We start from the raw sequence: 25,864 nt of genomic DNA on the forward strand, positions 1-25,864 counted from the left end.
TGGGACATTCGAGCGCCGCCATTCGGGTGAATCCGCAGGAGCGGGGAGGCCCCGTGCGCGCCGGAAGGCCGGCAGGGCGGGGTGCCCTGCCGGCCTTCCGTGGGGGGACGGGGTCAGGGGGTCGTCTTGCCGACCTCCAGGTCGGCCGTCGGGTCCTTGACCGTGCCGCCGGGCGGGCCGGCGGCCGCGCTCGTGTTGTTCGCGGGCTTGGGGTCGGCGGTCAGGGAGTCGACGGTGGCGGTGTTGCGGATGTCGGAGCCGTTCCCCGTGTACTCCGGGTCCAGCTTCACCGTGATCACCCAGGTCATCGAGGCCCCGGGCGCCAGCCGCGGCAGTGCGCCGCAGGTGACGGTCCGTCCCGAGGTGCAGGTGGCGTCGCCGGACACGAAGCTCAGCGCGGTCGGCAGCGTGTCGGAGACCGTGATCTGCTCGGCCTGGGAGGGGCCGTTGTTGGTGACGGTCAGGGCGTAGTCGAAGGTCTCGCCCGGGGCCACGGGGCTGGTCTGGACGGGCTTCTTGGTGATGGCCAGGTCCGCGGCGGGAGCCGCGACGTGCCCGCCGGGCACGGTCGCGGTGCTCTTGTCGTTCCCGCTCGCCGGGTCGATGTTGTCGGCCGTCACCTGGGCGGTGTTCTTCAGGTCGCTGCCGTCTCCGGCGTAGGCGGGATCCACCTTCACGCTGAGCAGGTACTCGACCGTTTCACCCACCCTGAGCGGGCCGGTGCGCTTGCACGACACCAGACGACCGGCGACGGTGCATCCGGCCGGGGAGGACGCCACGTACGAGAGGCCCTCGGGAAGGGCGTCGGTGAGCTTGACGTTGAAGGCGTCGGCCGACGGGCCGTTGTTGGTGATACGGATGCGGTAGTCGAAGGCCTCGCCCGGCACCGGAGGCTTGGTGCCGACGGCTTCCTTGACCACTTCCAGGTCCGCGGTCGGCTTGTTGACGGTGCTGCCGGGCAGGCCCGCCGGGCTGCTCGTGTTGTTCTCCGGCTTGGGGTCCTTGGTCCGCGAGGTGGCGGTCGCCGTATTGCGGATGTCGGATCCGTTGCCGGTGTACCCGCTGTCCAGCCGGACGACGAACCGCCAGGTCCGGGCCGCCGAGGGCTCCAGTACGGCCACCGGGCCGCAGGTGACCGTACCGTCCGTGGCCGAGCAGCCGTCGGGGGAGGAGACGAAGGCGAGCTGTGCGGGCAGCTTGTCGGTGACGGTGGTGCCCAGTGCCCGGGACGGGCCGTCGTTGGTCGCGGTCACCACGTACGCGAAGGTCTGCCCGGGTGCGATCGGGGTGTCGTCGGCCGGCCGCTTGGTCGTCCACACGTCGGCCTGCGGGGCGGTGACCCCGCCCGGCGGCAGTACGGCGCGCGAGGTGTTGTCGGCGGGCTCCGGATCCTTGGACGCGGACGCGGAGGTCGCCGTGTTGCGCAGGTCGCTGCCGTCACCGGAGTAGGCGGCGTCCAGCTTCACCTTGAAGGTCCACACCACCTCGCCGCCGGGGACGAGCCGGGCCAGCGGACCGCAGGTGACGGTCCGTCCGGACACCGCGCACGGGTCGGCGGAGGACACGAAGTCCAGCCCGACGGGCAGGGCGTCGGTCACCACGACGTTGCGCGCGTCGGAGGGTCCCTTGTTGGTCGTACGGACCTCGTACTCGTACTCCTGGCCCGGCACCGTCGGCCCGGCGCCCAGCGGGGTCTTGACGGTGGCCAGGTCCGACACGGGATCGAACGGCCCCGGAGGCAGCACCGGATCCGGCTTGTTGTTGGCCGGGTCGGGATCGGTGGCCTCGGAGCTGCCCGTGGCGCTGTTGCCGAGGTCGGAGCCGTCGCCCTGGTACGAGGGACTCAGCCTGGCCTGGAAGCTCCAGCTCTTGGTCTCCCCGGCGGAAAGCTGCGGTTCCGGCCCGCACGTGACGGTCTGGCCGACGGCGGTGCAGCCGTCGGAGGAGCCGACGAAGGAGATCCCGTTGGGGAGCTTGTCCGTCGCGGTGACCTTGCGGGCCACCGACGGGCCCTTGTTCCTCGCGGTCAGCGTGTAGGTGATCAGGTCACCGGGAGCCTTGGCCCGCTGTGCCGTCACCTCGATCCTGGGCCCCCCGCCGGTCAGGGCGGCGGCCCCGGGGACCGGTCCGGCCCACAGGGCCGCGGCGCAGAGCAGCGGAGCCAGGGCCCACACCGCCGGCCGCCGGCCTGGTGTCGTCGTCATCGCGCATCGTTTCCGTTTCGTGCGGGAGAGGACCGTACAGAGAGAGCTGTACGGGAGTTCAAAGGAGGGCGGGCAGGGGCGGGGCGCCCCGTCAGCCCGCCGTCGCGCGCTTGGCGAGCTCGATGTCGGCGGTCGGCGGGCGGACGCGTCCGCCGGGCACACCGGCGGAGCCGCTGTTGTCCAGGGGGTTCGGATCGGCCGTGTCCGCGCGGGCGGTCGCGGTGTTCCGCAGGCCCGTCCCGTCGCCGGTGTGCGCCGGGTCGAGGCGCACGGTGAAGGTCCACGACCGCTCCCCGCCCGGGTCCAGCGTCGCTGCCGTACCGCAGGTGACGTCCCGGCCGACGGCGGTGCAGCCCCCGGCCGAGGCGACGAAGTCGAGCGCCGCCGGCAGCGGGTCGGCGACCGTGACCTTCCGGGCCACGGACGGGCCGGAGTTGCGTACGGTCACCGTGTACGTGAAGGTCTCCCCGGGCGCCACGGGGGACCGGGCCTCGGCGGTCTTCACCAGCGAGAGGTCGGCCCGGGCGGCCGTCACCCCGCCCGGCGGAGCGGCGGCCGCGCTGGTGTCGTTCGCGGGCTTCGGGTCGGGGAGGGCGTGCCGCACGGCCGCGACGTTCCCGAGGTCCGAGCCGTCCCCCTGGTAGGCCGGGTCCAGCCGTACGCGCACGGTCCACGAGGCGCTCGTCCCGGCGCTCAGCTGCTCGCGGACCGGGCAGGACAGCTGCTGTCCCGAGGCCGTGCACCCGTCGGCGGAGGAGACGAACCGCAGCGGCCCGGGAAGGGTGTCGGAGACCTGCACGGCGCTCGTGTGGGAGGGCCCCAGGTTCCGTGCGGTGATCCGGTACGCGAACTCCTGACCCGGGACCACCGGTCCGGAGCCGACCCCCTCCTTCTCCGCGGCCACGTCGGCGCGCGCCGTCACCACCGTGGCCGCGGCCGTGGAGCTGTTGTCCGCCGGATTGGTGTCCGTACGGTCCGCCGGGGCGGTCACGGTGGCCGTGTTGGACAGGGTGACGGGCTGGGCCGGTGCCGTACCGGTGACCGTGTAGGTGACGGAGCCGCCCCGCTGGAAGTCGGCCGTGGTGTTCAGGACGTTCCCGCTGCCGGAGGCCTGCCCGCAGGTCCCGCCGGTGCCGGCGCGGCAGGTCCAGGTCACGTCGGTCAGCCCGGGCACGGTGTCGCGCACGGCGGCGCCGGTGACCTCGTTGGCCTGGCTGTTGGAGACGGCCAGGGTGTAGGTCACCGGTCCGCCGCCGGCGGGCACGGTCGCGGGGGAGCCCGTCTTCGCGAGGGTCAGGTCCGCCGGCACGTTGATCTTGAGGCCGTTGATCTCGTGCACGTTCGTCGCGCCGCCGGTGCTCCCGGAGAACCCCACCTTGAGGGTGGCCGGAAGCTTCGGCTGGCCGGTGATGCCCGCGACGTCGACGTCGGTGATCAGCTGGGTCATGGCGGTGCCGGGGCCGCTGTCGGACCACACCGACAGCAGCATCTTCGTACCGCTGGGCAGGAGGGACACGCGCACCGTGCGCTCCTTGGCACGGCTGCCGGTCTCCACGGTCTTGCCCGGCCCGTCGGCGGACGTGGCGAAGCGGTATCCCGACCTGCCGTTGCCGCCGCCGCGCACCACGATCTTGTTGGGCTGGGTGCCGGGGCCGCCGACTCCGACCGAGTTCGAGGAGAAGTTGCCGAACTCGTCGAGCCCGATGCCGAGGTACGCGCCCGGTACGCCCGAGGTGACGCAGACGTCCGCCGCGCCCGAGCAGGCGTAGCCGAGGGCCCCGCCGGAAGGGCCGACCCCGTCGGCCGCCGCGCCGTCGGCCAGGTAGAACGACAGGCCGTCACCGCGCTTGCCCTCGAAGGCGGTTCCCCCGTAGGTGGCGTAGCCGAATTCGGCGAGGATGCCGAGGCTGGAGGGGAAGGAGTCCTTCATCTTCCAGGTGCCGGCCTGGGTGGAGCTCGCGGACGTCAGCCGCAGCCAGCCGCCGCCCTCCGGATAGCTCGCGTTGCCGCTAGTGCTGCCCAGGTTGGTGGAACTGTCGAAGGTCTCGTTGACGGGAAAGGCGAGCGCACGGGGGCCGGGGCCGCCCCCGGCAGGGTCGGCCCCTGAGCCCGGGGCCGCCGTCACGGGCGTGGCGAGGGCCGCGGGCAGGACGAGCGCCGCCGTGCACAGCAGGGCGGCGGCGGCCCTGCGCCACCGGGCACTCCGGGGCATCGTCATACCGGAACGTTCCTCGTCTTCTCGCGCTGAGGCGGGGCGTGCGGGGGCGGGGCGCACGGAGGTCGTCCGCCGCGGGGGCCGCGGCGAACCGCCGGTCACGGGCGCCGCACCCGGAAGGCCGTCCGCAGTGCCGCCCCCGCGGCCACCAGCGCGGTGGAGGTCCACAGCAGCCAGGCCGGGACCGTGGCCCCGGAGTCGGCCAGGTCGCCGCGGCCACCGTGCTGCTCCCGGCCGTCGTGGTGGTCGTCGCGGCCGTGGTGGCCGTGGTGACCGTCCCCCCGACCGTCGTGCCCGTCGTGCCCGCCATGCCCGTCGTGCTGCTCCCCGCGCCCTTCGGACACCAGGCACAGCCGGCCGCCGCCCGGCCCCGTGGTCCCCGGCCGGTTGGCGTTGTCCGAGAGGTCGGGGTCGAAGCTCGCCGAGGTGACGCGGGCGACGTTCTCGATGGGCGTGCACCTGTCGGCCGGCGGCCGGGCAGCCCGGTCCTCGGTGACGGCACGCACCGTGATCCGGTACTCCGCCTTCTCCCCGGCCGCCAGACGGTCCAGCGGCGGACAGACCACCAGCCGCTCCCCGTCCTTCGCGACCGCGCAGTCGTCGGGTGAGGAGAGCAGGGCCAGCGAGGAGGGCAGCCGGTCGGTGACCTGGACCTGCCGCGCCGTCGCCGGGCCCTCGTTGCGCACCGTGATCAGGTAGGTGAACTTCTCGCCCGGCCGGACGTGCTCCCGTCCCCTCGCGAGCACCGCCGTCTTCCGGAGCGACAGGTCCGCCGTCCGCGCGCTGGGCGGGATCTCCAGGCCGGTCAGGGAGGAGGTGTTGTTGCGGGAGTCCGGGTCCGACGTGGCCGAGTCGACGACCGCTTCGTTGACGATGTCCGTACCGTCTCCGCGGTAGCCGGCGGCGAGCCGTACGGTGATCACCCACGCGTGCGAGGCGCCCACCCCCAGCGTGGCCAGCGGCCCGCACACCACCGTCCGGCCGCTCGCGGTGCAGCCGTCGCGGGACGAGACGAATTCCAGGGCGAGCGGCAACCGGTCGGTGACGCGCACCTGCCGGGCGGTCGACGGACCCCGGTTGGTCACCGTCACGACGTAGTCGAAGGTCTCCCGCCCCGCGGAGGCGGCGCTCTCCCGGTCGGCGGTCGCCGTCGGCCGCAGGATGCCCGACATCGTCAGATCCGCGCTCTCCCGGAGCTGCGCGGCGGCGGCTCCGCTGCCTTCCCCGGGCTCCTCCACCCGTCCCGCGTCGCCACCGGGTCCCGTTTCCGAGGACGGCTGCCCCGTACCGGCAGCCGGCGCGGCCGGTACGGCGGACGCGGCGGGCTCCGCGGGCTCGGCGGGCTCGGCGGGCTCGGAGGATTCGGACGTGGTCGTACCGGGGTCCGCCGGACCCGATGCCGCGGAAGGCGCCGTGGAGAGGAAACAGCACGCCGCCACAGCGGACAGCGCGGCCACCGTGCGCCGCCGCCGGTACGGGCCACCGGCGCGGCTTCTCACGACACGTCGCATCGGCTGCCCTTCGGGGAAGGAGGACTCGCCCCAAGGAGGACCAGTGCGGTGATCTATTCACACAAATAGGCAGGAAGGGTGCGGCCGATGTGATCGCTTATGACTAACGGGTGATCGAATTCAGCCCGTCGGCCCTACGGTGTCCGCCCTCGCCCCGGCTCAGCCGTGGGCGGCGTGCAGTTCGTCCGTGAAGTGGTGGTGGCTGTGCCGCCACCCCGCACCGGCCGGGCGCGCCCCGCGGAGGTGCGGGTGCCCGGGGCTCAGCCCGCGGTGCTCGTGCTCGTGTACGTGCCCCCGGCCCGCCTCCGTCGCGGCCCCGGCCGGCCAGAGGCGGGCGGCGAGGGCCGCGGCGGCGAGCGCGATCGCGCCCAGGGCCGCCGTCGCCCACCCGAGCCCGGCCTTCGCGCCGACCCAGCCCGCGAGCGGGTAGGTCAGCAGCCAGGCGGCGTGCGACAGGGAGAACTGGGCGGCGAACACCGCGGTGCGGTCCCCCTCCGGCGCGGCCCGCCGGAGCACCCGGCCGGCGGGCGTGAGCACCATCGAGCACGCCGCCCCGAACACCGCCCACGTGCCCAGCAGTGCGGGCCACCGCCAACCGCCGCCGTGCGCCGAGGTGATGACGCCGAGGGCGCCGAACGCCGCGGGGAGCAGCAGGGCGCCGGTGAGCATCACCCGCCGGTCCGGGCGGTTCTCCAGGATCCGCGGCAGGGTCAGGGCCACGGACATGGAGCCGGCTCCGTACGCGCCGAGGGCGAGGGCGACGGACTCGGGGGGCAGCCCCAGGACATCCCGTACGTACACGACGGAGTTGACCGTGACCACGGCTCCGGCGGCCGCGACCGCGAGGTTCATGGCCAGCAGGGACCGCAGCTGCGGAGCGCCGAGGAACAGGCGCGTCCCCGCGGTGGCCTTGGCGTACGCACCCGGCCCGGACTCGGCGGAGGCCCGCGCCCGGCGGGGCAGGACGGCGGACAGCACGAGCGCGGACGAGCCGAGGAATCCGGCCGCCGTGCCGAGGAACAGCCGGTCGTACGTGACCACCGACAGCAGCGCGGCCGTGAGCGCCGGGCTGAAGAGGCTCTCCAGGTCGTAGGCGAGCCGGGACAGGGACAGGGCCCGCGTGTAGTCGCGCTCCTCGGGCAGGACCTCGGGGATCAGGGCCTGGAAGGCCGGCGTGAAGGCGGCCGAGGCGGTTTGCAGGAGGAAGATCAGGACGTAGACCTGCCACACCTCGCTCACGAACGGCAGGAAGAGCGCCACCCCCGCCCGGATCAGATCGGCTCCGGCGAGCAGCGCCCGGCGCGGCAGCCGGTCGGCCACCGCGGCGACCGCCGGGGCGATGACCACGTACGCCACCATCTTGATCGCGAGCGCCGTGCCGAGCACCGAACCGGCGTCGGCGCCGGCGAGGTCGTACGCGAGCAGGCCGAGGGCCACGGTGGCCAGGCCCGTGCCGGTCAGGGCGATGACCTGGGCGCCGAACAGGAGGCGGTAGGTGCGGTCGCGCAGCACGCTCGGCATGCGATTCCTCTCCGGGCCGGTGGTGGGGCGGGTGGTGGGGCGGGGCCTCCAATGTATCCACACATGCGCACCTGCGCACATGTCTGATGGATTGCGGCTCCGCTCTCGCCCCGGCCCGCCCCGGAGCGACCTACTCTGTGGGGTATGTCCGCTCGCGAACCCCAGCCACCTGCACCCGATGCGCACCTACGGGATCCCGACAGGGCGCGCCTCATCGAGGCGACCGAGGTCTTCGCGATGCTTTCGGACGTCACCCGGCTGCACCTCCTGTGGCTGCTCGCCCAGGAGGAGTCGGACGTCGGCTCGCTCGCCGAGCGGTGCGAAGCGTCGAGGACCGCGGTGAGCCAACACCTGGCGAAACTGCGGCTGGCGGGCCTCGTGGACACCCGCCGAGAGGGCCGGCGCATCCACTACAGCCTGCGCGACGGGCATCTGCGCCGACTCGTCCTGGAAGCCCTCAGCCACGCCGACCACCGGGTCAGCGGAACGGCCCCGCACAACTGACTCCCGCGACGGCGCGCCCGGTGCCCCGAACGGTCCCCGCGCGCTCTACTGGCACGGACAGCCGTGCCAGTGGAGCGGAAGGGCGGGCGGCCGATGGACTACCGGCAGGCGGACACCTCCACCCTCGTCACGATCGGCCACCTCGCGGTGGCCTTCGTCCTCACCTATCTCCTCGGCTTCGAACGCACCCTGAGGGGAGCCGCCGCCGGCAACCGGACGTTCTCCATGATCGGCGTCGGCGCCGCCCTCGTGGCGGTCCTCGCCCTGGACGGCGCACCCAACGCCCTCGCGGGAGTCGTCACCGGCGTCGGATTCATCGGAGGCGGCCTGGTCTTCCGTCAGAGCCGCACCGAGGGCGACCTCGTGCACGGGGTGACCACCGCCGGAGCGATCTTCTCCGCGGCCGCGATCGGAGCGGCCGCCGGCCAGGGGCGCCTCGCCCTGGCCGCCGCGGCGACGGCCTTCGTGATCCTGGCGCTGGAGACCCGCCACATCCCCGGCCTGAGCGTCTTCGACGGCCGTCGCTGGGCCCACCGCTTCCGCAGCGACGCCGACGTCCTGCGCCTGCACGGAGAGCGCAGCCCCAGCGCCGAGGACTGACCGCGCGCACGCCGACGGCTGTCCCCCTTGCGCGTCCCCGTGCGCGCCTACTCGAAGAGCTTCGTGCCGTCGGCCTCGAACCACCTGTCACTGATCGGGGTCGAAGCCGGAATGACCTCGGGGTAGCGGTCCGCCAGGTATTCCTGCTGGACCTCCTCGCCGGTCCGGCGGTCGGCGACGATCTTCACGCCGCCCATCTTCATCTTCTTCAGGGAACCGATGGATTCGCCCGAGACCAGGGCGTTGAACGCTTTGACGGCCTGCGCGGACTGCTGCACGCTGTCCCGGCTGACGATCTCCCGGTTCACGTTGAGCATGGTGTTCGTGTACGTGGCCCGGGGATCCTTTCCGACGAGCTCGCGACTGGCGTCACCGATGCGGTCGAAGAACAGGTCCGCGACGGGCTCGGGCCACGCCTCGGTGATGACCTCGTAGGCGACGGCCAGGCCGGTCGCGCTGGCATGGCACTGCTTCCCCTTCCCGACCAGACGCAGGATGCGCGCCTCCGTGACCGGCCACTTCGACACCAACTCCTGAAGCTGCTCGGCGGTGAGCCGGCCACTGGTCCATCGCGTCCAGTGGAGTCCCGCCGCGCGGTTGGTGAGGACCTTCAGCGTGGCCCCGTACACATTGGAATTGCTCTGCCTCATGCCGGTGAGCTGGGATACGAAGTCCCCCGCGGTGCGGACGCGGCCGCCGTCGATGGCGGCGAACGTCTCCGGTTACAGGTCCTCTTCTCCATCCAGTCCGCACACGTTGCGGGTGTCACCTCGATGATCTCGGTGTAGACCTGCGGGGTCCTACCGTCCTCACGTGCCACGCATAGAGCACGGCACGATGACCCGATCTTGCCGGTATCTGATCACTTGGCCGGAGGGGTCAGGCGTCAACAGCCCATTTCCTGACCGGTTCGGGTGCGGGAGGAGTCGCGGACCGTCCACGCCGTGACCATCTGCCGATCCGGCCGATGCCATGGATTCCGCCGATGCACCCCCGTGTGCCGGACGGCTCCCCTATCCTCGGCGCGTGGATCAGCTGATCGTCGAAGACCCGACCCGTATCGGCCCGTACCGTCTGATCGCCCGGCTGGGGGCCGGAGGGATGGGCCTGGTCTACCTGGGCCGGTCCGAGGGCGGGCGCACCGTCGCGGTGAAGGTCGTCCAGGCCGAGTACGCCGGCAACCCTGAGTTCCGCAGGCGCTTCGCCCGGGAGGTGGCCGCCGCGCGGCGGGTGGGCGGGAGTTGGACCGCGGCCGTGCTCGACGCCGACCCCGAGGCCGCCGTTCCCTGGGTGGCGACCCGGTACATCCCGGGGCCCGACCTGCACGCCGTGGTCGCCAAGGACTTCGGGCCGCTGCCCGAGGACTCCGTGCGCACCCTCGCCAACCGGCTCGCCCTCGCCCTGCAGGCCGTGCACGAGGCGGGCCTGATCCACCGCGACCTCAAGCCCTCCAACGTCCTGATCACCGTCGACGGCCCGCGCGTCATCGACTTCGGCATCGCCCGCGCGATGGACAGCCTCGCCGGGGACAGCCTGCTGACCCATACCGGCATGCTGATCGGATCGGCCGGGTTCATGTCGCCGGAGCAGGTCCGGGGCCGCGAACTCACGCCCGCCAGCGACGTCTTCTGCCTCGGAGCCGTCCTCGTCTACGCCGCCACCGGACGGCTCCTCTTCGGCGCCGGAGACAGCGGCCTCAACGCACACCTCTTCCGCGTCGCCGAGGAGGAGGCGGACCTGACGGGCGTACCGGAGAGCCTGGCCGACCTCGTGGGCGCCTGCCTGCACAAGGACCCGGCCCTGCGGCCCACACCCGGGCAGGTGGCCGAGCGCACGGCCGGGGACCAGCAGGGGGAATGGCTCCCGGGCCCGGTCCTCGCCCAACTGGGGCGCCACGCCGCCCAATTGCTCGACTTCGCCCCGGCGGCCCGCGAGGAGCCCGCCCCCGGGTCTTCGGACCCCCGGGTGCCCGCGCCCCGGCCCTACCCCCTGCCCCCCGCGTACGCCCCGACGGCCACAGCGGGCGCGGGCGGTTTTGGACCGCCTCCCGGCCCGGGCCCGCGCCCGGGCCCGGGCGCCCCGGAGGGCGCGACCGCGGCGGCGGAGCCCGCACGCGACTCCGCGGGCCCGGCGGCCCGGCCCCGGCGGTCCCTCGCGGTGGTCTGCCTCGTCCAGCTGATGCTGGCGCTCGCGGTGGCGGTCTCCGAACGGGCGATGCCGGCCGTGCAGAGCGATCTGGCCGCCGATTCCGTGGCCCTGAACCTGCTGTTCAGCCTCTACTGGATCGCCTTCGGCGCCCTGCTGCCGCTCGGCGGGCACCTCGCGGACCGCGTCGGACGCAAGCGGGTCCTGCTCGTCGGCCTGGCCGGCTTCGGGGCGGCATCCGTGTTCGCCGCGCTGTCCGGGGGACCGGGCCCGATGATGGCGGCCCGCGCCCTCCAGGGCGCCTTCGCGGCGCTGCTGGCCCCGGCGACGCTGTCCCTGCTCGCCACCGGCCACACCGACCCGAGGAAGCGCGGTACGGCCTTCGGGGTCTACGTCACGCTCACGGCGGGCGGCCCGGCACTCGGGCTGCTCCTGGCCGGCCCCCTCGTCGAGAACATCGACTGGCGCGTCGGCCTGTTCGCCCTCGTGCCCTTCGCCCTCGTCGGCCTGCTCCTCACGGCGGCCCTGCCCGCCGAACCCGCACGCCCCGGCGTCCGCTCCGACCTGCCCGGCACCCTGCTCGGATCCGGCGGACTCGCGCTCCTGCTCTACGGGCTCTTCCACCTCGGACAGACCGGCACGTTCACCGCGCTGGACCTGCTCCTGCTCCTCGCCGGAGCCCCGCTGACCGGCACGTACCTGTGGCGGCTGACCCGGGCCGCCGCCGGCGTGTCCGCGCCCTCCGGTCCCAGGGGCCGTGACCGGGCGGGCTCCGTCCTGACCCTGCTCCTGGCCGGAACGGCCACCGTGATCCTGTCCCAGTTCCTGACCTTTCACCTGAGCGCCGGGATCGGATACGCCACGCTCCAGGTGGGGTTCATGCTCCTCCCGATGGTCGCGGCGATGTTCGTCGGCTCCACCCAGGTCTCCGCACGGCTGGCCCACCGGACAACCCCCGGAGTCCTGACGGCCGCGGGCCTGCTGATCCTGGCGGCCGGCCTGCTCCTCCTGGTCCGCACCGCGCAGGAATACTCGTACATCGCCCTGCTGCCCGGCGCGATCCTCGCCGGCCTCGGCACCGGCACGGCGCTCGGCCCGCTCCTCGCCACCGCGACCGCGGGCTCCGCCCTTCGGGGGGCGGGGGTCCTCTCGGCCGGCGCCCTGGCGGCGCAGCAGGCGGGCGAAACCCTCGGCATCCTGCCCCTCCTGAGGGCCGGTCACCCCACCGCCCTGTGGTGGGCCTTCGGCATGGCCCTGGTCGCGGCGGCGGTCGCCGGGCCGATGCTCACTGCCAGGCCCGCCCGCCGGGACGCCGCGAGCGCCGGGGTGCCCGTCGGCTGACGGCGACGGCCCCGACGGCGCCCGCCCGGGCCGCCCCGCTCAGCTCCGGCCGTGCACCAGGGTGAACACCGCGCCCTCCGGGTCCGTGACCACGGCCAGCCGCCCGCTCAGGCCGTCCCGCGGCGGCTGGACGATCCCGCCGCCGAGCCGCTGGACCCGGGCGGCGGCCGCGTCGGTGTCCTCCACCTCGAAGTACGTCATCCAGTGCGGCCCCCGGTCGTGGGGCAGGGAGCGGCCGACCCCGTGCACGGCGGCCACCGGCCGGCCCTGCAGGGACAGCGTGAGGTAGTCGAAGTCCTCACAGGCGTCCGCGTGCGCGCGGGCCTCGTGGCCGAAGACGTGCTCGTAGAACTTGCCGACCGTCGAGGTGTCCTGGGTGACCAGCTCGTGCCACACCGGGGTGCCCGGCCCCCCGGCCAGCCGGGTCCCGAGGTGGGAATCCGCCTGCCAGAGCCCGAAGATCGCGCCCAGCGGGTCCGAGCAGATCGCCACCCGTCCCGCGACCCCGGCATCGAGCGGGCCCACCGCGACGGTGCCGCCGCAGGAGCGGATGGACTCGGCCGTCGCGTCGGCGTCGTCCGTGGCGAGGTACGTGGTCCAGGCCACCGGGAGCTGCCGGTCCGGCGGCATCTCGCCGATGCCGGCCACCTCCCGCCCGCCGAGCATGGCCCGGACGTACGGGCCGAGCTGCTCGGGGCCGGGCTCGTACTCCCAGCCGAACAGGTCGGCGTAGAAGTCCTCGGTGGTACCGAGGCCGTGCACCATCAGGCTCGCCCAGCACGGCGTGCCGGGCGTGCGCCGCGTTGCTTCCGATGCCTCGGTCATGTCAGCCGTCTCCTCCGGGTCACGCTCGTGACCCTTCCCGGAGCTGATGCTTCCACTCCGGCGGGCCCGGCGCGCCCCGACCGGCCGGGTTTCCCGGGAGCCGGGAGAGATGACCGGATCAGTGCGGCCCGTCGGGCCCCATGGATGTCCGACTTGTTACGCGGGGTGCGTGGTGGGGAGCAAAATGGCCCGCATGACTGCGAACCCGACCCGCTCACCGCTCGTCTCCGCCGCCGACCTGAGGGAGGAGCTGACCGGCCCGCTGCCCCCGGTGCTCCTCGACGTCCGCTGGCAGCTCGGCGGCCCGAACCTGCGGCCCGCGTACGAGGCCGGACACCTCCCGAACGCGGTCTACGTCGACCTCGACTCGGAACTGGCAGGCCAGGCGGGCTCCGGCGGCCGGCACCCGCTGCCGGATCCCGAGGAGTTCGGGGCGGTGATGCGGCGGGCCGGCGTCTCGTCGGACACGCCCGTGGTCGTGTACGACGGCGGACTGGGCTGGGCGGCGGCGCGCGCGTGGTGGCTGTTGCGCTGGACGGGTCACCCGCGGGTGCGGGTCCTGGACGGGGGACTGGCCGCATGGCAGGCCGGTGACGGTCCGCTGTCGGCCGAGGTCACTCCTGTGAGCGAGGGTGATTTCAAGCCAAATCCGGGTGCCATCGGACTGCTGGACGCGGACGGAGCGGCGGCGCTGGCCCGGACGGGTGTGCTGCTGGACGCACGGGCGGGCGAGCGGTACCGGGGCGAGGTCGAACCGATCGATCCGGTCGGGGGCCACATCCCGGGGGCGCTGTCGGCGCCGACCACCGAGAACACGGGATCCGACGGCCTGCTCCTGGACCGCGCCGCCCTGCGGACCCGCTTCGAAGGCCTGGGCGTGCACGCCGACACCGCCACCCCGGTCGGGGTGTACTGCGGCTCGGGCGTCTCGGGCGCCCACGAGGTCCTGGCACTGGCGGCGGCGGGCATCCCGGCGGCGCTGTACGCGGGCAGCTGGTCGGAATGGTCGGCGGACCCGACGCGCGAGGTGGCGGTCGGCGAGCTGCCGGGCTAGCGGGGGACTGCACCGGCTCCGGTCCGAGGCGGCGGCGGTCTCCGCCGCCGCCTCGGACCGGACGGGTCCGGGGTTACTCCTGCTTCTTGCGGCGGGTGCCGAAGACGATCTCGTCCCAGCTCGGCACCGCCGCGCGGCGGCCGGGGCGCACTCCGTCGGCCTCCGCCTGCCGGTCGGTCGTGCCCGTCAGCCGGTCCCGGTGTCCCGCCACGGTGCGCGGCATCAGGACGTCCGCGTACGCGGAACCCGCGCCGGCCGACGCCGAAGCGGCGGGCGGCTCCTCCACCTCCGGTTCGGTCACCGGCTCCGGGACCACCAGGTCGCCGCGGAAGCTCGGTACCGCCTCCAGCAGTGCCGTCAGCGTGTCCCGCTCTTCCTCGGGCTCCGGCTCCGGCGGGGGAGCGGGCGCTGTGGGCCGTTCCATCTGCCGGTCGAGCGCCCGGTCCAGCGGTCGGTCGCGGGGCAGCCGCGCGATCCTCGGCACGAACGGGAAGCTCGGCTCCGGGGTCGCCGGCAGGTCGTCCGATTCGCCGATCAGCGAGCGGGCCTCGTCGTCCACGGCCACGACCAGCCGGCGCGGCGGGTCGTACGTCCAGCTCGCCGAGTGCGGTTCGCCCGCGACCCGGTAGACCAGCAGGACCTCCCAGGTGCCGTCGTCGCGGCGCCAGGAGTCCCACTGGACGGATTCCTTCTCGGCCCCGCGCAGCGAGAGCCGTTCCTGCACGGCCTCGCCGAGCTGCGGTCCGGTGTTCTCGCCGGGCCGTCGCACGGGGGTCTTGCGGGCCCGCTCCGCCATGAACGCGCGCTCGGCGAGCACGGGGCCCTCGAAGCGGCGTACGCGGTCGACGGGGATGCCCGCGAGCTGAGCGACCTCCTCAGCGGAGGCACCGGCCCGTATGCGGGCCTGGATGTCGCGGGGGCGGAGGTGGCTCTCCACCTCGATCTCGATCTGGTTCAGGCGCGCACGGTCGTTGCGCACGGCAGCCCGGAGACGCTCGTCGATCGGAAGCGTGTACTCCGTGCTGTCCGCAGCCTTGAGCACCAGTCGTGTGCCGTCATTTGAGACGGCCACGACACGCAGTTCGGGCATGGGGACCTCCCGGGTGGTGCCTGCCGACGTCACGTGCGTCGCTGCTTCCGCTAGTCGAGTGTGGCCTGCCCGGGTGCAGCCTGCCACTACCTTGCCGAGTTAAACCGGCGTGTCGGGCATGCGCCCTTGATCGCTGTTATGGCACGGTTACCTGTTGGGCACGCACAGTGACCGAATGATTACTGTGCGCAGCAGGATCCCGTGCAATACCGCGGCATCGCCGGTCTCGAGTGCCGTTTTTCCATCAGCCGGCCCCCTCTCCCGAGTCCGGACATCCGAAAGGAAGGACGGCCCCAGGGCTCGCCACAGTACTCCATTCGGGCCACCTGGGTGGACCGCCGCGCCGCCGAACTTGTCCCGGACGGCGGGAGTTGGGCTGCCCTGGATCGGGTCCACATCCGGGCGGACCTGCGCGTGCGCCCGTTTTCGGGTGTCTTGCTTCACAGAATCTCCGGAAACGGAACTATCCGTTTCGCTGATGTGTCAGTAACGGGAGAAGGCGTTGGAGCGCAAGGGGCAGGACACGCAGGGGATGGCGATGGGTCAGAAGACGCTGCTGGACGTGGGACCGGAGCAGGAGAAGGAGAAGAAGAAGCTCGATCTGAGTGCGGCTCAGGTCGCGGGCTCCTCCCTCGCCACGGTCGCCGCGGCCCTGCTCGCCTCGCAGATGGGCGTCTACGGGACCATCCTCGGCGCCGGCGTGGTGAGCGTGGTGGCCACCGCGGGCGGACCCGTCATCCAGCACTTCTTCCGCCGCACCGGCGACCAGCTCCGCGAGACGGCCCGGCCGAAGGCCCGTCAGGTCCCGGTGGCCGACCCGGACTCCGGCTCCGGCTCCGGTTTCGGCTCCGGTTTCGGGGCCGGGGCCGGTCCCGCGGGGCGGGCGCCGGACGGCACGATGCTGCTGGGCACCGTCGCGGCCGGCGGCCCGCCGCCGGACGGGGAGCCCGACGGGGAGTTCGGCGAGGCCACCGTCCACGGCTCCCGGATGCGGGGCTGGAAGCGGACGGCGGTGGCCTCCGGGGCGGCCTTCGTCATAGCGCTCGGCGGCCTCGGGACCTACGAGGCCGTGGCCGGCACCTCGATCAGCGCCGGCGGCGGCACGATCCTCACCGGCGGAGTCGGCAAGGCCCGCGACTACAAGCCGGACCCGTCCAAGGACCCGTCGGACAAGGGCACCGGCACCGGCGAGAAGGGCGGGAAGGGCGGGAAGACCCCGGACGCCGGGACCTCCCCGAGCCCTTCGCAGTCGAACGGCGGTCGGAGCCCGAAGCCCGACCCGGACACCTCGCCGTCCGCGGACCCGTCCTCCAGCCCCAGCCCGACCCCGCCGAAGCCCGATCCTTCGCCGAGCACCACGCCCCCGAAGCCGGATCCTTCGCCGAGCAGCACGCCCCCGAAGTCCCCGGCGCCGGGCACCGGCCAGGAGTCGCCGGCCCCCTGAGGGCTCAGTCCCCCAGGACCCGCCGCAGGTAGTCGTTGCCGAAGACCCGGTCCGGGTCCAGCCGGTCCCGGAGCGCGGTGAACTCCCCGAAGCGCGGGTACACCCCGGCGAAGTACTCCGCGTCCCGCGTGTGCACCTTGCCCCAGTGCGGGCGCCCGCCGTACTCGGTGAAGATCCGCTCGGCGGCCGTGAAGTAGGCCTGGTACGGGGTGCCCTTGTACATGTGCACCGCGATGTACGCGCTCTCGCGGCCCGAGGCGGTCGACAGGGTGATGTCGTCCGCCGGAGCCGTCCGCACCTCCACCGGGAAGCTGATCCGCAGGGCGGAGCGGTCCACCATGGCCTTCAGCTCCCGCAGTGCCTCGACGACGCGCTCGCGCGGCAGGGCGTACTCCATCTCCACGAACCGCACCCGGCGCGGGCTGGTGAACACCTTGTACGGGATGTCCGTGTAGGTGCGCGCCGACAGGGCGCGGCTCGCGATCCGGGCGATGGAGGGGATGGCCGCCGGGACGGCGCGGCCGAAGGAGTTGACGGCCTGGAAGAGGCCGTTGGACAGCAGCTCGTCCTCGACCCAGGCGGAGACCGCTCCGGGCGGGGCGGCCGGGCCCTGGCTGCGGTTGTTGCGCTTGGTGTTGCAGTTGCCGGTGTGCGGGAACCAGTAGAACTCGAAGTGCTCGTTCTCCGCGTGGAGCTGGTCGAACTCGGCCGTCACCCGGTCGAAGGGCATCGGCTCCTCACGGGCGGTCAGGAAGAAGAGCGGCTCCACGGCGAAGGTGATCGCGGTGACGACGCCGAGCGCGCCGATGCCGAGGCGGGCCGCCGCGAAGACTTCCGGATTCTCCTTCTCGGAGCAAGTCAGCAGGGTGCCGTCCGCCGTGACCAGCTCCAGGCCGCGGATCTGGGCGGCGATGGAAGCCGAGTCGCGGCCGGTTCCGTGGGTGCCGGTGCTGGTGGCGCCCGAGACCGTCTGCTCCATGATGTCGCCCATGTTGGTGAGCGACAGGCCTTCCTTGGCGAGGGCCAGGTTGAGGTCCTTGAGGACCGTGCCCGCCGCCACCGTGACGGTGCCCGCATCCCGGTCGATCGCCTGTATCCCGGCCAGCGCCTGCGGGCGGATCAGTACGCCGTCGGTGGCGGCGGCCGCGGTGAAGGAGTGGCCGGTGCCGACCGCCTTCACCTTCAGCCCGTCCCCGGCGGCCCGGCGGACCGCCTCCTGAAGCTCCCCGACCGATGCCGGGGTGACCACGCGCGCGGGCGTGGCGCTGATGTTGCCCGCCCAGTTATGCCACGCGGCGGTCCGTGTCCCGCCGCTGCCTGCTGTCCCCGTCGTCGCCATCGTTGGAAGGCTCCTCCCCTTGCGCCGGCCTCGTCAGCCGGCGGTAACCCGCGAACGCAACCGCCGCCGCGGCGGCCCCCGCCGAGATGGAGACGACGTACCCGGTCCTCGCGCCGGCGGCGTCGATGACCCAGCCGGCCACGGAGGACCCGAGCGCGACCCCGACCGCGAGGCCGGTGCCCGTCCAGGTCATCCCCTCGGTCAGCTTCGCGCGGGGGACGTGCGTCTCGATCAGGGCCATCGTGGTGATCATCGTGGGAGCGATGGCGAGGCCCGAAACGAAGAGCGCCACGGCCAGAAACGGAAGGTTCCCGGCCAGTAGGAGGGGGATCATACTCACGGCCATCGCACATATGCCCAGCACCCACCTGGGTTCGGCCCTGCCCTTGAGGTGGAGCAGGCCGAAGACGATGCCGGCGAGGCAGGAGCCGACCGCCCAGATGGCGAGGATGAAGCTGGCCCAGGACTTGTGCCCCTGCTCCTCGGCGAAGGCCAGGGTGACCACGTCGATGGAGCCGAAGATGGCCCCGGTGGCCACGAAGGTGGCCACCAGCACCTGGAGTCCTGGGGAGCGCAGCGCCGAGGTCCGGTCGGAGTCCTCGCCGCGCGGGTGCGGGGCGGGCTCGGTGGCGCGCTGCGCGGTCAGCCACCACACGCCCACGAGCAGGCAGACCCCGGCGACCAGGGGGCCCGCCTCGGGGAACCAGGTGGTGGAGAGCCCGATGGCGAGGATCGGCCCGAAGATGAAGCAGACCTCGTCCAGGACCGATTCCAGGGAGTACGCCGTGTGCAGTTCGCGCGGCGAGTCCCGGTAGATGGCCGTCCACCGGGCCCGGATCATCGCGCCCACGCTGGGCACGCAGCCGGCGAGCGCCGTGAAGAGGAACAGGGTCCAGTCGGGCGTGTGGTTGGCCGCGCACAGCAGCAGCCCGGAGATGGCCAGGGCCGCGAGCAGGCCAGCCGGGCGCAGGACGCGGCGCTGGCCGTGCTGGTCGACCAGGCGGGAGACCTGCGGACCGATCACGGCGGCCGAGAGCGCGAGGGTGGCGGTGAGGGCGCCGGCCAGCGAGTACCGGCCGGTGAGCTCGGAGATCATCGTGAGGATGCCGATGCCGACCATGGACAGCGGCAGCCGGCCTATGAGGCCGGCCGCGCTGAATCCCCGGCTCCCGGGGGCGGCGAAGATCGCGCGGTAGGGACTGGGCAAGGGGTGCCCTCCGTAAGGGACGTCATTGGCCCATACAGGTTACGACCGCGCACAAGCCGCCCGCGCGGGGAGGAACCGGACAGCGGCCGGAGGGGCCCGCGCCCCGACCGAGAGGTCTCGCGGGCAGGGCCGGGCGGTCTCGCGGGCCGGGCCTGTTTTCCGCGGGACGGCGGCGGGTGGCAGGATTCGAAGCATGTCTGACCAGCTCCGCGCCTGCGCCCCCGGCTCGGCCGAAGGCCCCGCCGCCCCCTACGACGCCCTCCTGCTGCTGTCCTTCGGCGGCCCCGAGGGGCCCGACGACGTCGTGCCGTTCCTGGAGAACGTCACGCGCGGCCGCGGCATCCCGCGCGAGCGGCTCAAGGAGGTCGGACAGCACTACTTCGGCTTCGGCGGCGTCAGCCCGATCAACGGTCAGAACCGCGAGCTGCTGGACGCCCTGCGCAAGGACTTCGCCGGGCACGGGCTGGACCTGCCGGTCTACTGGGGCAACCGCAACTGGGCTCCGTACCTGAACGACGTGATGCGCGAGATGGCCGCCGACGGGCGCCGCCGCATCGCGGTGCTCGCGACCAGCGCGTACGCCTCGTACTCGGGCTGCCGGCAGTACCGCGAGAACCTCGCCGACGCGCTCGCCCTGCTCGTGGAGGAGGGCGTGGCCGAGGCCGACCTGCCCAGGGTCGACAAGCTGCGGCACTACTTCAACCACCCCGGCTTCGTGCAGCCCATGATCGACGGGGTGCTCGCCTCGCTGGCCTCGCTGCCCGAGGAGGTGCGCGCCGGGGCGCACCTGGCCTTCACCACGCACTCCATCCCGAACGCGGCCGCGGACGCCTCCGGCCCGGTGGAGGAGCACACGGCGGGCGGCGAGGGCGGTGCCTACGTCAAGCAGCACCTGGACGTCGCCGAGCTGATCGCCGACGCGGTGCGCGCCGAGACCGGCACCGAGCTGCCCTGGGAGCTCGTCTACCAGTCGCGCAGCGGCGCCCCGCACATCCCGTGGCTGGAGCCGGACATCTGCGACCACCTGGAGGCCCTGCACACCGCGGGCGCCCCCGCGGTGGTCATGGTGCCCATCGGCTTCGTCTCGGACCACATGGAGGTGCTGTACGACCTCGACACGGAGGCGACGGCGAAGGCCGCCGAGCTGGGGCTGCCCATCGCCCGCTCGGCCACGGTCGGCGCCGATCCCCGGTTCGCGGCGGCGGTACGGGACCTCGTGCTGGAGCGGGCCGCGGCGGAACGCGGGGAGGCCGTGGAGCGCTGCGCGCTCGGCCTGCTCGGAGCGAGCCACGACCTGTGCGCCGTGGGCTGCTGCCCGGCGCGCGGGCCCCGGCCGGCAGCGGCGGGCGTGGACAGCCCGTACGCGTAGCCGCCGGTGTGCCCGGTCCGGTGTGTGCAGGCCGGTGTGTGCAGTGAAGTCCGCAGAAGTCGATGAACGGGAGCCCGGCGTGATCTCCGAAGAGCTGAAGACCGAACTGCTGGACGTGGCCCTGGAGGCGGCCGGCCGGGCGGGCGCACTGCTGCGCGACGGGCGGCCCGCCGATCTGGCGGTCGCCTCGACCAAGACGAGCCCGATCGACGTGGTGACCGAGATGGACATCGCGGCCGAGAAGCTGATCACCGGCATCCTCGCGGAGCGGCGGCCCGAGGACGGGCTGCTGGGCGAGGAGGGCTCGGAGTCGGCCGGCACCAGTGGCGTGCGGTGGGTCATCGACCCCTTGGACGGCACGGTGAACTACCTCTACGGGCTGCCGACCTGGGGCGTGTCCATCGCGGCCGAGTACCGCGGGGAGACGGTGGCCGGGGTCGTGGCGGCGCCGATGCGCGGGGAGACGTACCACGCGGTGCTGGGACGCGGTGCCTGGCTGGGCGGGGCCCGCCTCGCCTGCCGGCCGGCCGCGCCGCTGGACCAGGCGCTGATCGGCACCGGGTTCGCGTACGTCCAGAGCCGGCGGGCGCACCAGGCGGACGTCGCGCAGCGGATCATCCCGCTGGTACGGGACGTCCGGCGCGGCGGTTCGGCGGCGATCGACCTGTGCGACGTGGCCGCCGGACGGCTGGACGGGTACTGGGAGCGCGGGCTGAACCCCTGGGACCTGGCGGCGGGCGAGCTGATCGCCCGGGAGGCCGGAGCGGTCACGGGCGGCCGTCCCGGGGAGCCCGCCTCGGGCGAGCTCGCGATCGCGGCGACCCCCGCGGTGTTCGCCTCGCTGCGGCCGCTGCTGGAAGAAGCCGGGGCCTGGCACGACTGAGCGGGCGCGCCCGCGGGGCCCGGACGTGAAGGAACCCCGGCGGCCGCGTGGCGGCCTCCGGGGTCCGGGGGGTGTGCATGCCGGTGGATGGCTCCCGGCAGCTGGAGTCAGCAGGCGGCGACGGTGACCGGAACGCCGTGATCGGCTGCGATGCGCTGGAGGTCTTCCAGCTCCGCCTGTTCCACTTCCACGAGGAAGTCGTCGCCGGTCTCGCGAGCCTGCCTGAGGTCCGACTGCGTGCTCCTGATGCGCTGCAGGAGACCCGCGGTGAATGCGTCCATGGTGGGTTCGCCCCCTCTTCGTGGGTCGGCGGCGGCACGTGGCAGTGCGCCGTCAGGGAGGTGTTCGGGGTGTGAAGTCGTCCTCCCCGCCGCGTTGGACCCAGAAACCTCGTGAGGCGAGGGAATCCTCACTTCCGTCCCCGGAGTCACCGCCCGAGCACCCGCGTGCGGCGTCTTACAGCCGGTTTACCGGCGAAAGGGGCAGGATGGAGGCCACATGACACACCTGCCCTGACGGGCTCTGAGGAAGGAAACGACGTGCGCGTACTCGTCGTCGAGGACGAGCAGCTGCTCGCCGATGCGGTGGCCACCGGACTGCGCCGGGAGGCCATGGCCGTGGACGTCGTGTACGACGGTGCCGCGGCCCTGGAGCGCGTCGGAGTGAACGACTACGACGTGGTCGTGCTCGACCGGGACCTCCCGCTCGTGCACGGCGACGACGTGTGCCGGAAGATCGTCGAGCTCGGCATGCCCACCCGCGTGCTCATGCTGACGGCCTCCGGCGACGTGAGCGACCGGGTCGAGGGCCTGGAGATCGGGGCGGACGACTACCTGCCCAAGCCCTTCGCGTTCACCGAGCTGACCGCCCGGGTACGGGCCCTCGGCCGGCGCACCACGGTCGCGCTGCCCCCCGTGCTGGAGCGTGCGGGGATCAAGCTGGACCCGAACCGGCGCGAGGTGTTCCGCGAGGGCAAGGAGGTGCAGCTGGCGCCGAAGGAGTTCGCGGTGCTGGAGGTCCTCATGCGCAGCGAGGGCACGGTCGTGTCCGCCGAGCAGCTCCTGGAGAAGGCGTGGGACGAGAACACGGATCCCTTCACCAACGTGGTGCGCGTGACGGTGATGACGCTGCGCCGCAAGCTCGGGGAGCCGCCGGTCATCGTGACCGTCCCCGGTTCCGGCTACCGGATCTGACGCGGGTGGCAGCGACCCCGGCGCCACCCTCCGCGCCACCGAAACCGACCTGGGACCCCGGCCAGCCCGAGGGTCCTTTCCCTTGGCTGCGGCCGACCATCCGGATACGTCTGACGCTGCTGTACGGCGGGATGTTCCTGATCGCCGGCATCCTGCTGCTGTCGATCATCTACCTGCTGGCGGCCCAGGCGCTGCGGCAGGGCAACGCGCTGCCGTTCACGATCGTGGACGGGGGCCCGATCCGGGTCTCCAGCAGCTGCCCCGGCGTGAACGGTTCGGGGCAGGCGGTCGACCAGTTCAACGCCGCGATCAACACCTGCATCCTCGAACAGCGCCGGCACGCACTGGACGACCTGCTGAGCCGTTCGCTGATGGCGCTGATGGGGCTGAGCATCATCGCCTTCGCCTTCGGCTACGCGATGGCCGGCCGGGTGCTCTCGCCGCTCGGCAAGATCACCCGCACCGCCCGCCGGGTGGTCGGCTCCGACCTCACCCGGCGGATCGAGCTGGACGGTCCGGACGACGAGCTCAAGGAGCTCGCCGACACCTTCGACGAGATGCTCGACCGGCTGGAGCGGGCCTTCACGGCCCAGCAGCGGTTCGTGGCCAACGCCTCGCACGAGCTGAGGACCCCGCTGGCCATCAACCGGACGCTGCTGGAGGTGCACCTGTCCGATCCCGGGGCGCCGGTGGAGCTCCAGCAGCTCGGCAAGACCCTGCTCGCCACCAACGAACGCAGCGAGCAGCTGGTCGAGGGCCTGCTGCTGCTGGCCCGCAGCGACAACCAGATCATCGAGCGCAAGCCCGTGGACCTGGCCGAGGTGGCCTCGCGCGCCCTCGACCAGGCGCGCGGGGAGGCGCAGGCCAAGGGCGTGGAGATCCGCGGAGAGCGCGCGCTGGCCGTGGTCCAGGGCAACGGCGTGCTGCTGGAGCGGATCGCGCTCAACCTGGTGCAGAACGCCGTCCGCTACAACGTGCCCGAGGGCGGCTGGGTGGAGGTCACCACCGAGGCCGTGCACGGGCAGGCGGTCCTGCTGGTATCGAACACGGGTCCCGTGGTTCCCGCGTACGAGGTGGACAACCTCTTCGAGCCCTTCAGACGGCTGCGTACGGAGCGCACGGGCAGCGACAAGGGTGTCGGGCTCGGCCTCTCCATCGCGCGCTCCGTGGCGCGCGCACACGGCGGGAGGATCCAGGCGGTCCCGCGCGAGGGCGGTGGCCTCGTGATGCGTGTCACTCTGCCCTTGTGAGGGCGGCCACCCCGTGTTCGCTGTTGGCTGAATGCTTGGGTCATGAAGACAGTGACTTCTGTGCGATCGATCACAGTGTCGAGTGTCCGTCCCTATGCGCTCAGTGACCTTGGCGGGGCCGGAAAGCCCGGGAAGTCCGGGTTTCCGGCCCCCCTAGCGGCGGGAAATACATGGGGTGGCGTTTGTGCAAGACGGCCCCCGGACCGTGTACGGTCCCGGTCGTCATCCCAGCCAATCGCTCTTCTGAATGTGCGGCTGGGTGTCGATTGAGTAACAGACCTTGATGTGAGGCAAAATCTCCGCCTCAGGTCGGGCACAAGTCCGGCCTCTCGCGCGTTACGTGCGCTGAGACACCCGCTAAATCCCAGAGGGGGAGAGCGAACTATGGCAACGGACTACGACACCCCGCGCAAGACCGACGACGACGTAGACAACGACAGCATCGAAGAGCTGAAGGCTCGTCGCAACGAGAAGTCGTCCTCGAACGTCGACCTGGACGAAATCGACAACGCCGAGGGCCTCGACCTTCCCGGCGCAGACCTCTCCAACGAGGAACTGGCCGTACGGGTCCTGCCGAAGCAGGCCGACGAGTTCACCTGCACGAGCTGCTTCCTGGTGCACCACCGCAGCCAGCTGGCACGCGAGAAGAACGGTCAGCCGATCTGCCGCGAATGCGACTGAGAGGCGTCGGCCGTGACTGGCTCGACACCCTTTCGGAAGCGGCGCTTCCGAAAAGCTGGTGATCCGGCGGTGACGCACGAGGGAACCGAGGGCCTGGAAACAGGCCCTGGAGCCCCCGGCGTACCCGCCGTGCTCCCCGACACCGCCACGGCGGTGCCGTCGGCCTCCGAGGCCGGCGAGGGGCCCCGGAAGAACTCCGGGGTCCGTCGGCTGCAAGCCGTCAAGAACGGTGTGCGCAAGGGCGGCGAAAGTGCCAGGGCCGCCGCCCTTCACCTCACCGACCGAGTCATCGAGAACGCACCGCGCGTTCCGGTTCGGGACCTCGCGACCCTGCGCGCGCAGTTCCCGGGCCTCGGGCCCGATCAGCTGGCCGACAAGCTGATCTCGGGCGCCGCCAACGCCACTTCCACGGTCGGCGCCGGGATCGGCGCGGCCGCCATGCTGCCGGTGCCCCCCGCCATGCCGGCCGAACTCGCCGCCGAGATCACCGGGGTCGCCGCGATCGAGCTGAAGCTCATCGCCGAACTCCACGAGGTCTACGGCCTGCGACCGCACGGCAACCTCAAGGAACGCAGCGTCGCCTACCTCACGTCCTGGACGGAGGAGCGCGGGGTCGACCTGACCAAGCCGACCACGCTGAACGCGGCGCTCGGCGGCCAGATGAAGCGCGAACTGCGCCAGCAGATCATGAAGCGGATGTTCCGCAACCTGCCCAACCTGATGCCGTTCATGGTCGGCGCCGCGGTCGGAGCGGTCATGAACCGCCGGGACACCCGCAAACTCGCCGAGAAGGTGCGTGCGGACCTGCGGGCCCGCGCCGTGCCCTGGAACGCGCTGCCGCAGCTCCCGGCCCTGGAGCGGCCCGTCGAGGCCCTTCCCGAGGCGGTCAGGGCCGCCGTCGAGGGCCGGGTGTTCGACTCGCGGGCCATCGATCCGACCGTCGCCGATCCGCGGGCCGTCGATCCCCGCGTCGATCCCCGCAGCGTCGATCCGCGGGACTGAGCCCGGCCGGGGTCAGTCCCGGCCCTGCGCCGCGCGGATGGCCGCCGCCAGGGCCTGCGGCTCGCGGGTGGAGACGTAGACGTACGGGGTCGGGTCGGCCGGGTCGGTGATCTCGACGCGCACCGCCGTCGGCACGTAGCCGCGCATCAGCATGAAGGCGCGGGCGTCGGCCTTGTACGTGCGCCAGGCGCGGGCCTCCTCGGCGTCCAGCACCTCCGGGTCGCCGAGCGCCGCCACCGGGATCCGGGCCTCTCCGGCAGCCAGCGCGCCGCCCACCACGCGCACGCGCTGGGAACCGTACGAACTCACCATCAGCCCCGTCAGCGCGGTGCCCCCGACCAGCCCGGCCAACAGCGGCAGCGTGCCCAGCGGGAACAGCATGAGCGCGCAGGCCAGGCCGGTGAGGGCGGCGATGGCCCACCAGGAACGGGGGGCTGTCAGGCGTTCGTCGTGGTGCGCGGGGGAGAGCTGCATGCGGCCAAGCCT

22 protein-coding genes are annotated in these 25,864 nt (G+C 73.0%); 11 read left to right on the top strand and 11 right to left on the bottom strand.

Annotated elements, in window-relative coordinates:
- Positions 1-113: 113 nt before the first annotated feature.
- From ACFRU2_RS19565 to ACFRU2_RS19580, 4 genes are all read right to left on the bottom strand, one after another.
- Complete coding sequence (locus ACFRU2_RS19565; RefSeq protein ID WP_382973578.1) at positions 114-2,204, bottom strand: DUF11 domain-containing protein; 2,091 nt, start codon at positions 2,202-2,204, stop codon at positions 114-116.
- 91 nt (positions 2,205-2,295) lie between these two features.
- Positions 2,296-4,422: a hypothetical protein gene (locus ACFRU2_RS19570; protein ID WP_382973581.1), complete on the bottom strand. Its 2,127-nt coding sequence runs from the start codon at positions 4,420-4,422 to the stop codon at positions 2,296-2,298.
- A gap of 95 nt (positions 4,423-4,517) precedes the next feature.
- Positions 4,518-5,930 carry a hypothetical protein gene (locus ACFRU2_RS19575; protein ID WP_382973583.1) on the bottom strand — a complete coding sequence of 471 codons (1,413 nt, stop codon included), beginning with the start codon at positions 5,928-5,930 and terminating at the stop codon, positions 4,518-4,520.
- A 159-nt stretch (positions 5,931-6,089) separates the two neighbouring features.
- Complete coding sequence (locus tag ACFRU2_RS19580) at positions 6,090-7,532, bottom strand: MFS transporter (RefSeq protein ID WP_382973586.1); 1,443 nt, start codon at positions 7,530-7,532, stop codon at positions 6,090-6,092.
- A gap of 63 nt (positions 7,533-7,595) precedes the next feature.
- Between ACFRU2_RS19580 and ACFRU2_RS19585 the strand changes: the two genes are divergently transcribed.
- Together ACFRU2_RS19585 and ACFRU2_RS19590 are read left to right on the top strand one after the other, a co-directional pair.
- Entirely contained in the window at positions 7,596-7,955 is a 360-nt protein-coding gene (locus tag ACFRU2_RS19585) for an ArsR/SmtB family transcription factor (RefSeq protein WP_382973587.1), read from the top strand.
- Positions 7,956-8,048: 93 nt separating this feature from the next.
- Complete coding sequence (locus ACFRU2_RS19590) at positions 8,049-8,555, top strand: MgtC/SapB family protein (protein WP_375946753.1); 507 nt, start codon at positions 8,049-8,051, stop codon at positions 8,553-8,555.
- Positions 8,556-8,602: 47 nt separating this feature from the next.
- On the opposite strand, the gene ACFRU2_RS19595 is transcribed toward ACFRU2_RS19590, so the two are convergent.
- Positions 8,603-9,205: a hypothetical protein gene (locus ACFRU2_RS19595; RefSeq protein ID WP_382973590.1), complete on the bottom strand. Its 603-nt coding sequence runs from the start codon at positions 9,203-9,205 to the stop codon at positions 8,603-8,605.
- A 376-nt stretch (positions 9,206-9,581) separates the two neighbouring features.
- Here ACFRU2_RS19595 and ACFRU2_RS19600 point away from each other — a divergent pair, with 376 nt between their 5' ends.
- Positions 9,582-12,041, top strand: a complete 2,460-nt coding sequence (locus ACFRU2_RS19600) for an MDR family MFS transporter (protein WP_382973592.1) — start codon at positions 9,582-9,584, stop codon at positions 12,039-12,041.
- 39 nt (positions 12,042-12,080) lie between these two features.
- On the opposite strand, the gene ACFRU2_RS19605 is transcribed toward ACFRU2_RS19600, so the two are convergent.
- A complete protein-coding gene (locus ACFRU2_RS19605; RefSeq protein WP_382973594.1) occupies positions 12,081-12,866 on the bottom strand; it encodes a VOC family protein in 786 nt (261 codons plus the stop codon).
- 184 nt (positions 12,867-13,050) lie between these two features.
- Here ACFRU2_RS19605 and ACFRU2_RS19610 point away from each other — a divergent pair, with 184 nt between their 5' ends.
- A complete protein-coding gene (locus ACFRU2_RS19610) occupies positions 13,051-13,920 on the top strand; it encodes a sulfurtransferase (RefSeq protein ID WP_382973597.1) in 870 nt (289 codons plus the stop codon).
- A gap of 73 nt (positions 13,921-13,993) precedes the next feature.
- On the opposite strand, the gene sepH is transcribed toward ACFRU2_RS19610, so the two are convergent.
- A complete protein-coding gene (gene sepH, locus ACFRU2_RS19615; RefSeq protein ID WP_250742942.1) occupies positions 13,994-15,010 on the bottom strand; it encodes a septation protein SepH in 1,017 nt (338 codons plus the stop codon).
- 538 nt (positions 15,011-15,548) lie between these two features.
- On the opposite strand from sepH, the gene ACFRU2_RS19620 reads away from it, so the two are divergent.
- Positions 15,549-16,454 (top strand): hypothetical protein, encoded by a 906-nt coding sequence (locus tag ACFRU2_RS19620; protein ID WP_382973601.1) that lies wholly within the window; start codon positions 15,549-15,551, stop codon positions 16,452-16,454.
- A 4-nt stretch (positions 16,455-16,458) separates the two neighbouring features.
- Here ACFRU2_RS19620 and ACFRU2_RS19625 read toward each other — a convergent pair whose 3' ends face one another.
- A complete protein-coding gene (locus ACFRU2_RS19625) occupies positions 16,459-17,793 on the bottom strand; it encodes a D-arabinono-1,4-lactone oxidase (protein WP_382973603.1) in 1,335 nt (444 codons plus the stop codon).
- Positions 17,738-19,000 carry an MFS transporter gene (locus ACFRU2_RS19630; RefSeq protein ID WP_382973605.1) on the bottom strand — a complete coding sequence of 421 codons (1,263 nt, stop codon included), beginning with the start codon at positions 18,998-19,000 and terminating at the stop codon, positions 17,738-17,740. Before ACFRU2_RS19630 ends, ACFRU2_RS19625 begins: the two co-directional genes overlap by 56 nt.
- A 193-nt stretch (positions 19,001-19,193) precedes the next feature.
- Here ACFRU2_RS19630 and ACFRU2_RS19635 point away from each other — a divergent pair, with 193 nt between their 5' ends.
- Together ACFRU2_RS19635 and ACFRU2_RS19640 are read left to right on the top strand one after the other, a co-directional pair.
- The gene (locus tag ACFRU2_RS19635; protein ID WP_382973608.1) at positions 19,194-20,369 is read left to right on the top strand and encodes a ferrochelatase; all 1,176 of its coding nucleotides are present in this window, start codon (positions 19,194-19,196) and stop codon (positions 20,367-20,369) included.
- Positions 20,370-20,448: 79 nt separating this feature from the next.
- Entirely contained in the window at positions 20,449-21,252 is an 804-nt protein-coding gene (locus tag ACFRU2_RS19640; protein ID WP_382973611.1) for an inositol monophosphatase family protein, read from the top strand.
- 107 nt (positions 21,253-21,359) lie between these two features.
- Here the strand turns inward: ACFRU2_RS19640 and ACFRU2_RS19645 are convergent, their stop codons facing one another.
- On the bottom strand, positions 21,360-21,533 hold the full coding sequence (locus ACFRU2_RS19645) for a hypothetical protein (RefSeq protein WP_382973614.1): 174 nt from the start codon (positions 21,531-21,533) through the stop codon (positions 21,360-21,362).
- A gap of 258 nt (positions 21,534-21,791) precedes the next feature.
- Here ACFRU2_RS19645 and ACFRU2_RS19650 point away from each other — a divergent pair, with 258 nt between their 5' ends.
- From ACFRU2_RS19650 to ACFRU2_RS19665, 4 genes are all read left to right on the top strand, one after another.
- A complete protein-coding gene (locus ACFRU2_RS19650; RefSeq protein WP_112451148.1) occupies positions 21,792-22,445 on the top strand; it encodes a response regulator transcription factor in 654 nt (217 codons plus the stop codon).
- A gap of 5 nt (positions 22,446-22,450) precedes the next feature.
- The gene (locus ACFRU2_RS19655; protein ID WP_382973616.1) at positions 22,451-23,695 is read left to right on the top strand and encodes a sensor histidine kinase; all 1,245 of its coding nucleotides are present in this window, start codon (positions 22,451-22,453) and stop codon (positions 23,693-23,695) included.
- A 384-nt stretch (positions 23,696-24,079) separates the two neighbouring features.
- Positions 24,080-24,376: a DUF4193 domain-containing protein gene (locus ACFRU2_RS19660; RefSeq protein ID WP_112451146.1), complete on the top strand. Its 297-nt coding sequence runs from the start codon at positions 24,080-24,082 to the stop codon at positions 24,374-24,376.
- A gap of 12 nt (positions 24,377-24,388) precedes the next feature.
- Positions 24,389-25,378: a hypothetical protein gene (locus tag ACFRU2_RS19665; RefSeq protein WP_382973619.1), complete on the top strand. Its 990-nt coding sequence runs from the start codon at positions 24,389-24,391 to the stop codon at positions 25,376-25,378.
- Between the two features lie 12 nt (positions 25,379-25,390).
- Here the strand turns inward: ACFRU2_RS19665 and ACFRU2_RS19670 are convergent, their stop codons facing one another.
- Positions 25,391-25,852: a DUF3093 domain-containing protein gene (locus tag ACFRU2_RS19670; protein ID WP_382973622.1), complete on the bottom strand. Its 462-nt coding sequence runs from the start codon at positions 25,850-25,852 to the stop codon at positions 25,391-25,393.
- Positions 25,853-25,864 lie beyond the last annotated feature (12 nt).

This window comes from Streptomyces sp. NPDC056883 (genome assembly GCF_042788835.1).
GTDB classification, from domain to species: Bacteria; Actinomycetota; Actinomycetes; order Streptomycetales; family Streptomycetaceae; genus Streptomyces; species Streptomyces stoeckheimensis.

Bases quoted from the DNA above. Each gene is read 5' to 3' on its own strand.
- ACFRU2_RS19670 (WP_382973622.1), bottom strand. From the start codon at position 25,852: ATGCAGCTCTCCCCCGCGCACCACGACGAACGCCTGACAGCCCCCCGT.
- ACFRU2_RS19585 (WP_382973587.1), top strand. From the start codon at position 7,596: ATGTCCGCTCGCGAACCCCAGCCACCTGCACCCGATGCGCACCTACGG.
- ACFRU2_RS19580 (WP_382973586.1), bottom strand. From the start codon at position 7,532: ATGTGCGCAGGTGCGCATGTGTGGATACATTGGAGGCCCCGCCCCACC.
- ACFRU2_RS19590 (WP_375946753.1), top strand. From the start codon at position 8,049: ATGGACTACCGGCAGGCGGACACCTCCACCCTCGTCACGATCGGCCAC.
- ACFRU2_RS19660 (WP_112451146.1), top strand. From the start codon at position 24,080: ATGGCAACGGACTACGACACCCCGCGCAAGACCGACGACGACGTAGAC.
- ACFRU2_RS19565 (WP_382973578.1), bottom strand. From the start codon at position 2,204: ATGACGACGACACCAGGCCGGCGGCCGGCGGTGTGGGCCCTGGCTCCG.
- ACFRU2_RS19570 (WP_382973581.1), bottom strand. From the start codon at position 4,422: ATGACGATGCCCCGGAGTGCCCGGTGGCGCAGGGCCGCCGCCGCCCTG.
- ACFRU2_RS19595 (WP_382973590.1), bottom strand. From the start codon at position 9,205: ATGAGGCAGAGCAATTCCAATGTGTACGGGGCCACGCTGAAGGTCCTC.
- ACFRU2_RS19625 (WP_382973603.1), bottom strand. From the start codon at position 17,793: ATGGCGACGACGGGGACAGCAGGCAGCGGCGGGACACGGACCGCCGCG.
- ACFRU2_RS19620 (WP_382973601.1), top strand. From the start codon at position 15,549: ATGGGTCAGAAGACGCTGCTGGACGTGGGACCGGAGCAGGAGAAGGAG.
- sepH (WP_250742942.1), bottom strand. From the start codon at position 15,010: ATGCCCGAACTGCGTGTCGTGGCCGTCTCAAATGACGGCACACGACTG.
- ACFRU2_RS19645 (WP_382973614.1), bottom strand. From the start codon at position 21,533: ATGGACGCATTCACCGCGGGTCTCCTGCAGCGCATCAGGAGCACGCAG.
- ACFRU2_RS19605 (WP_382973594.1), bottom strand. From the start codon at position 12,866: ATGACCGAGGCATCGGAAGCAACGCGGCGCACGCCCGGCACGCCGTGC.
- ACFRU2_RS19610 (WP_382973597.1), top strand. From the start codon at position 13,051: ATGGCCCGCATGACTGCGAACCCGACCCGCTCACCGCTCGTCTCCGCC.
- ACFRU2_RS19635 (WP_382973608.1), top strand. From the start codon at position 19,194: ATGTCTGACCAGCTCCGCGCCTGCGCCCCCGGCTCGGCCGAAGGCCCC.
- ACFRU2_RS19575 (WP_382973583.1), bottom strand. From the start codon at position 5,930: ATGCGACGTGTCGTGAGAAGCCGCGCCGGTGGCCCGTACCGGCGGCGG.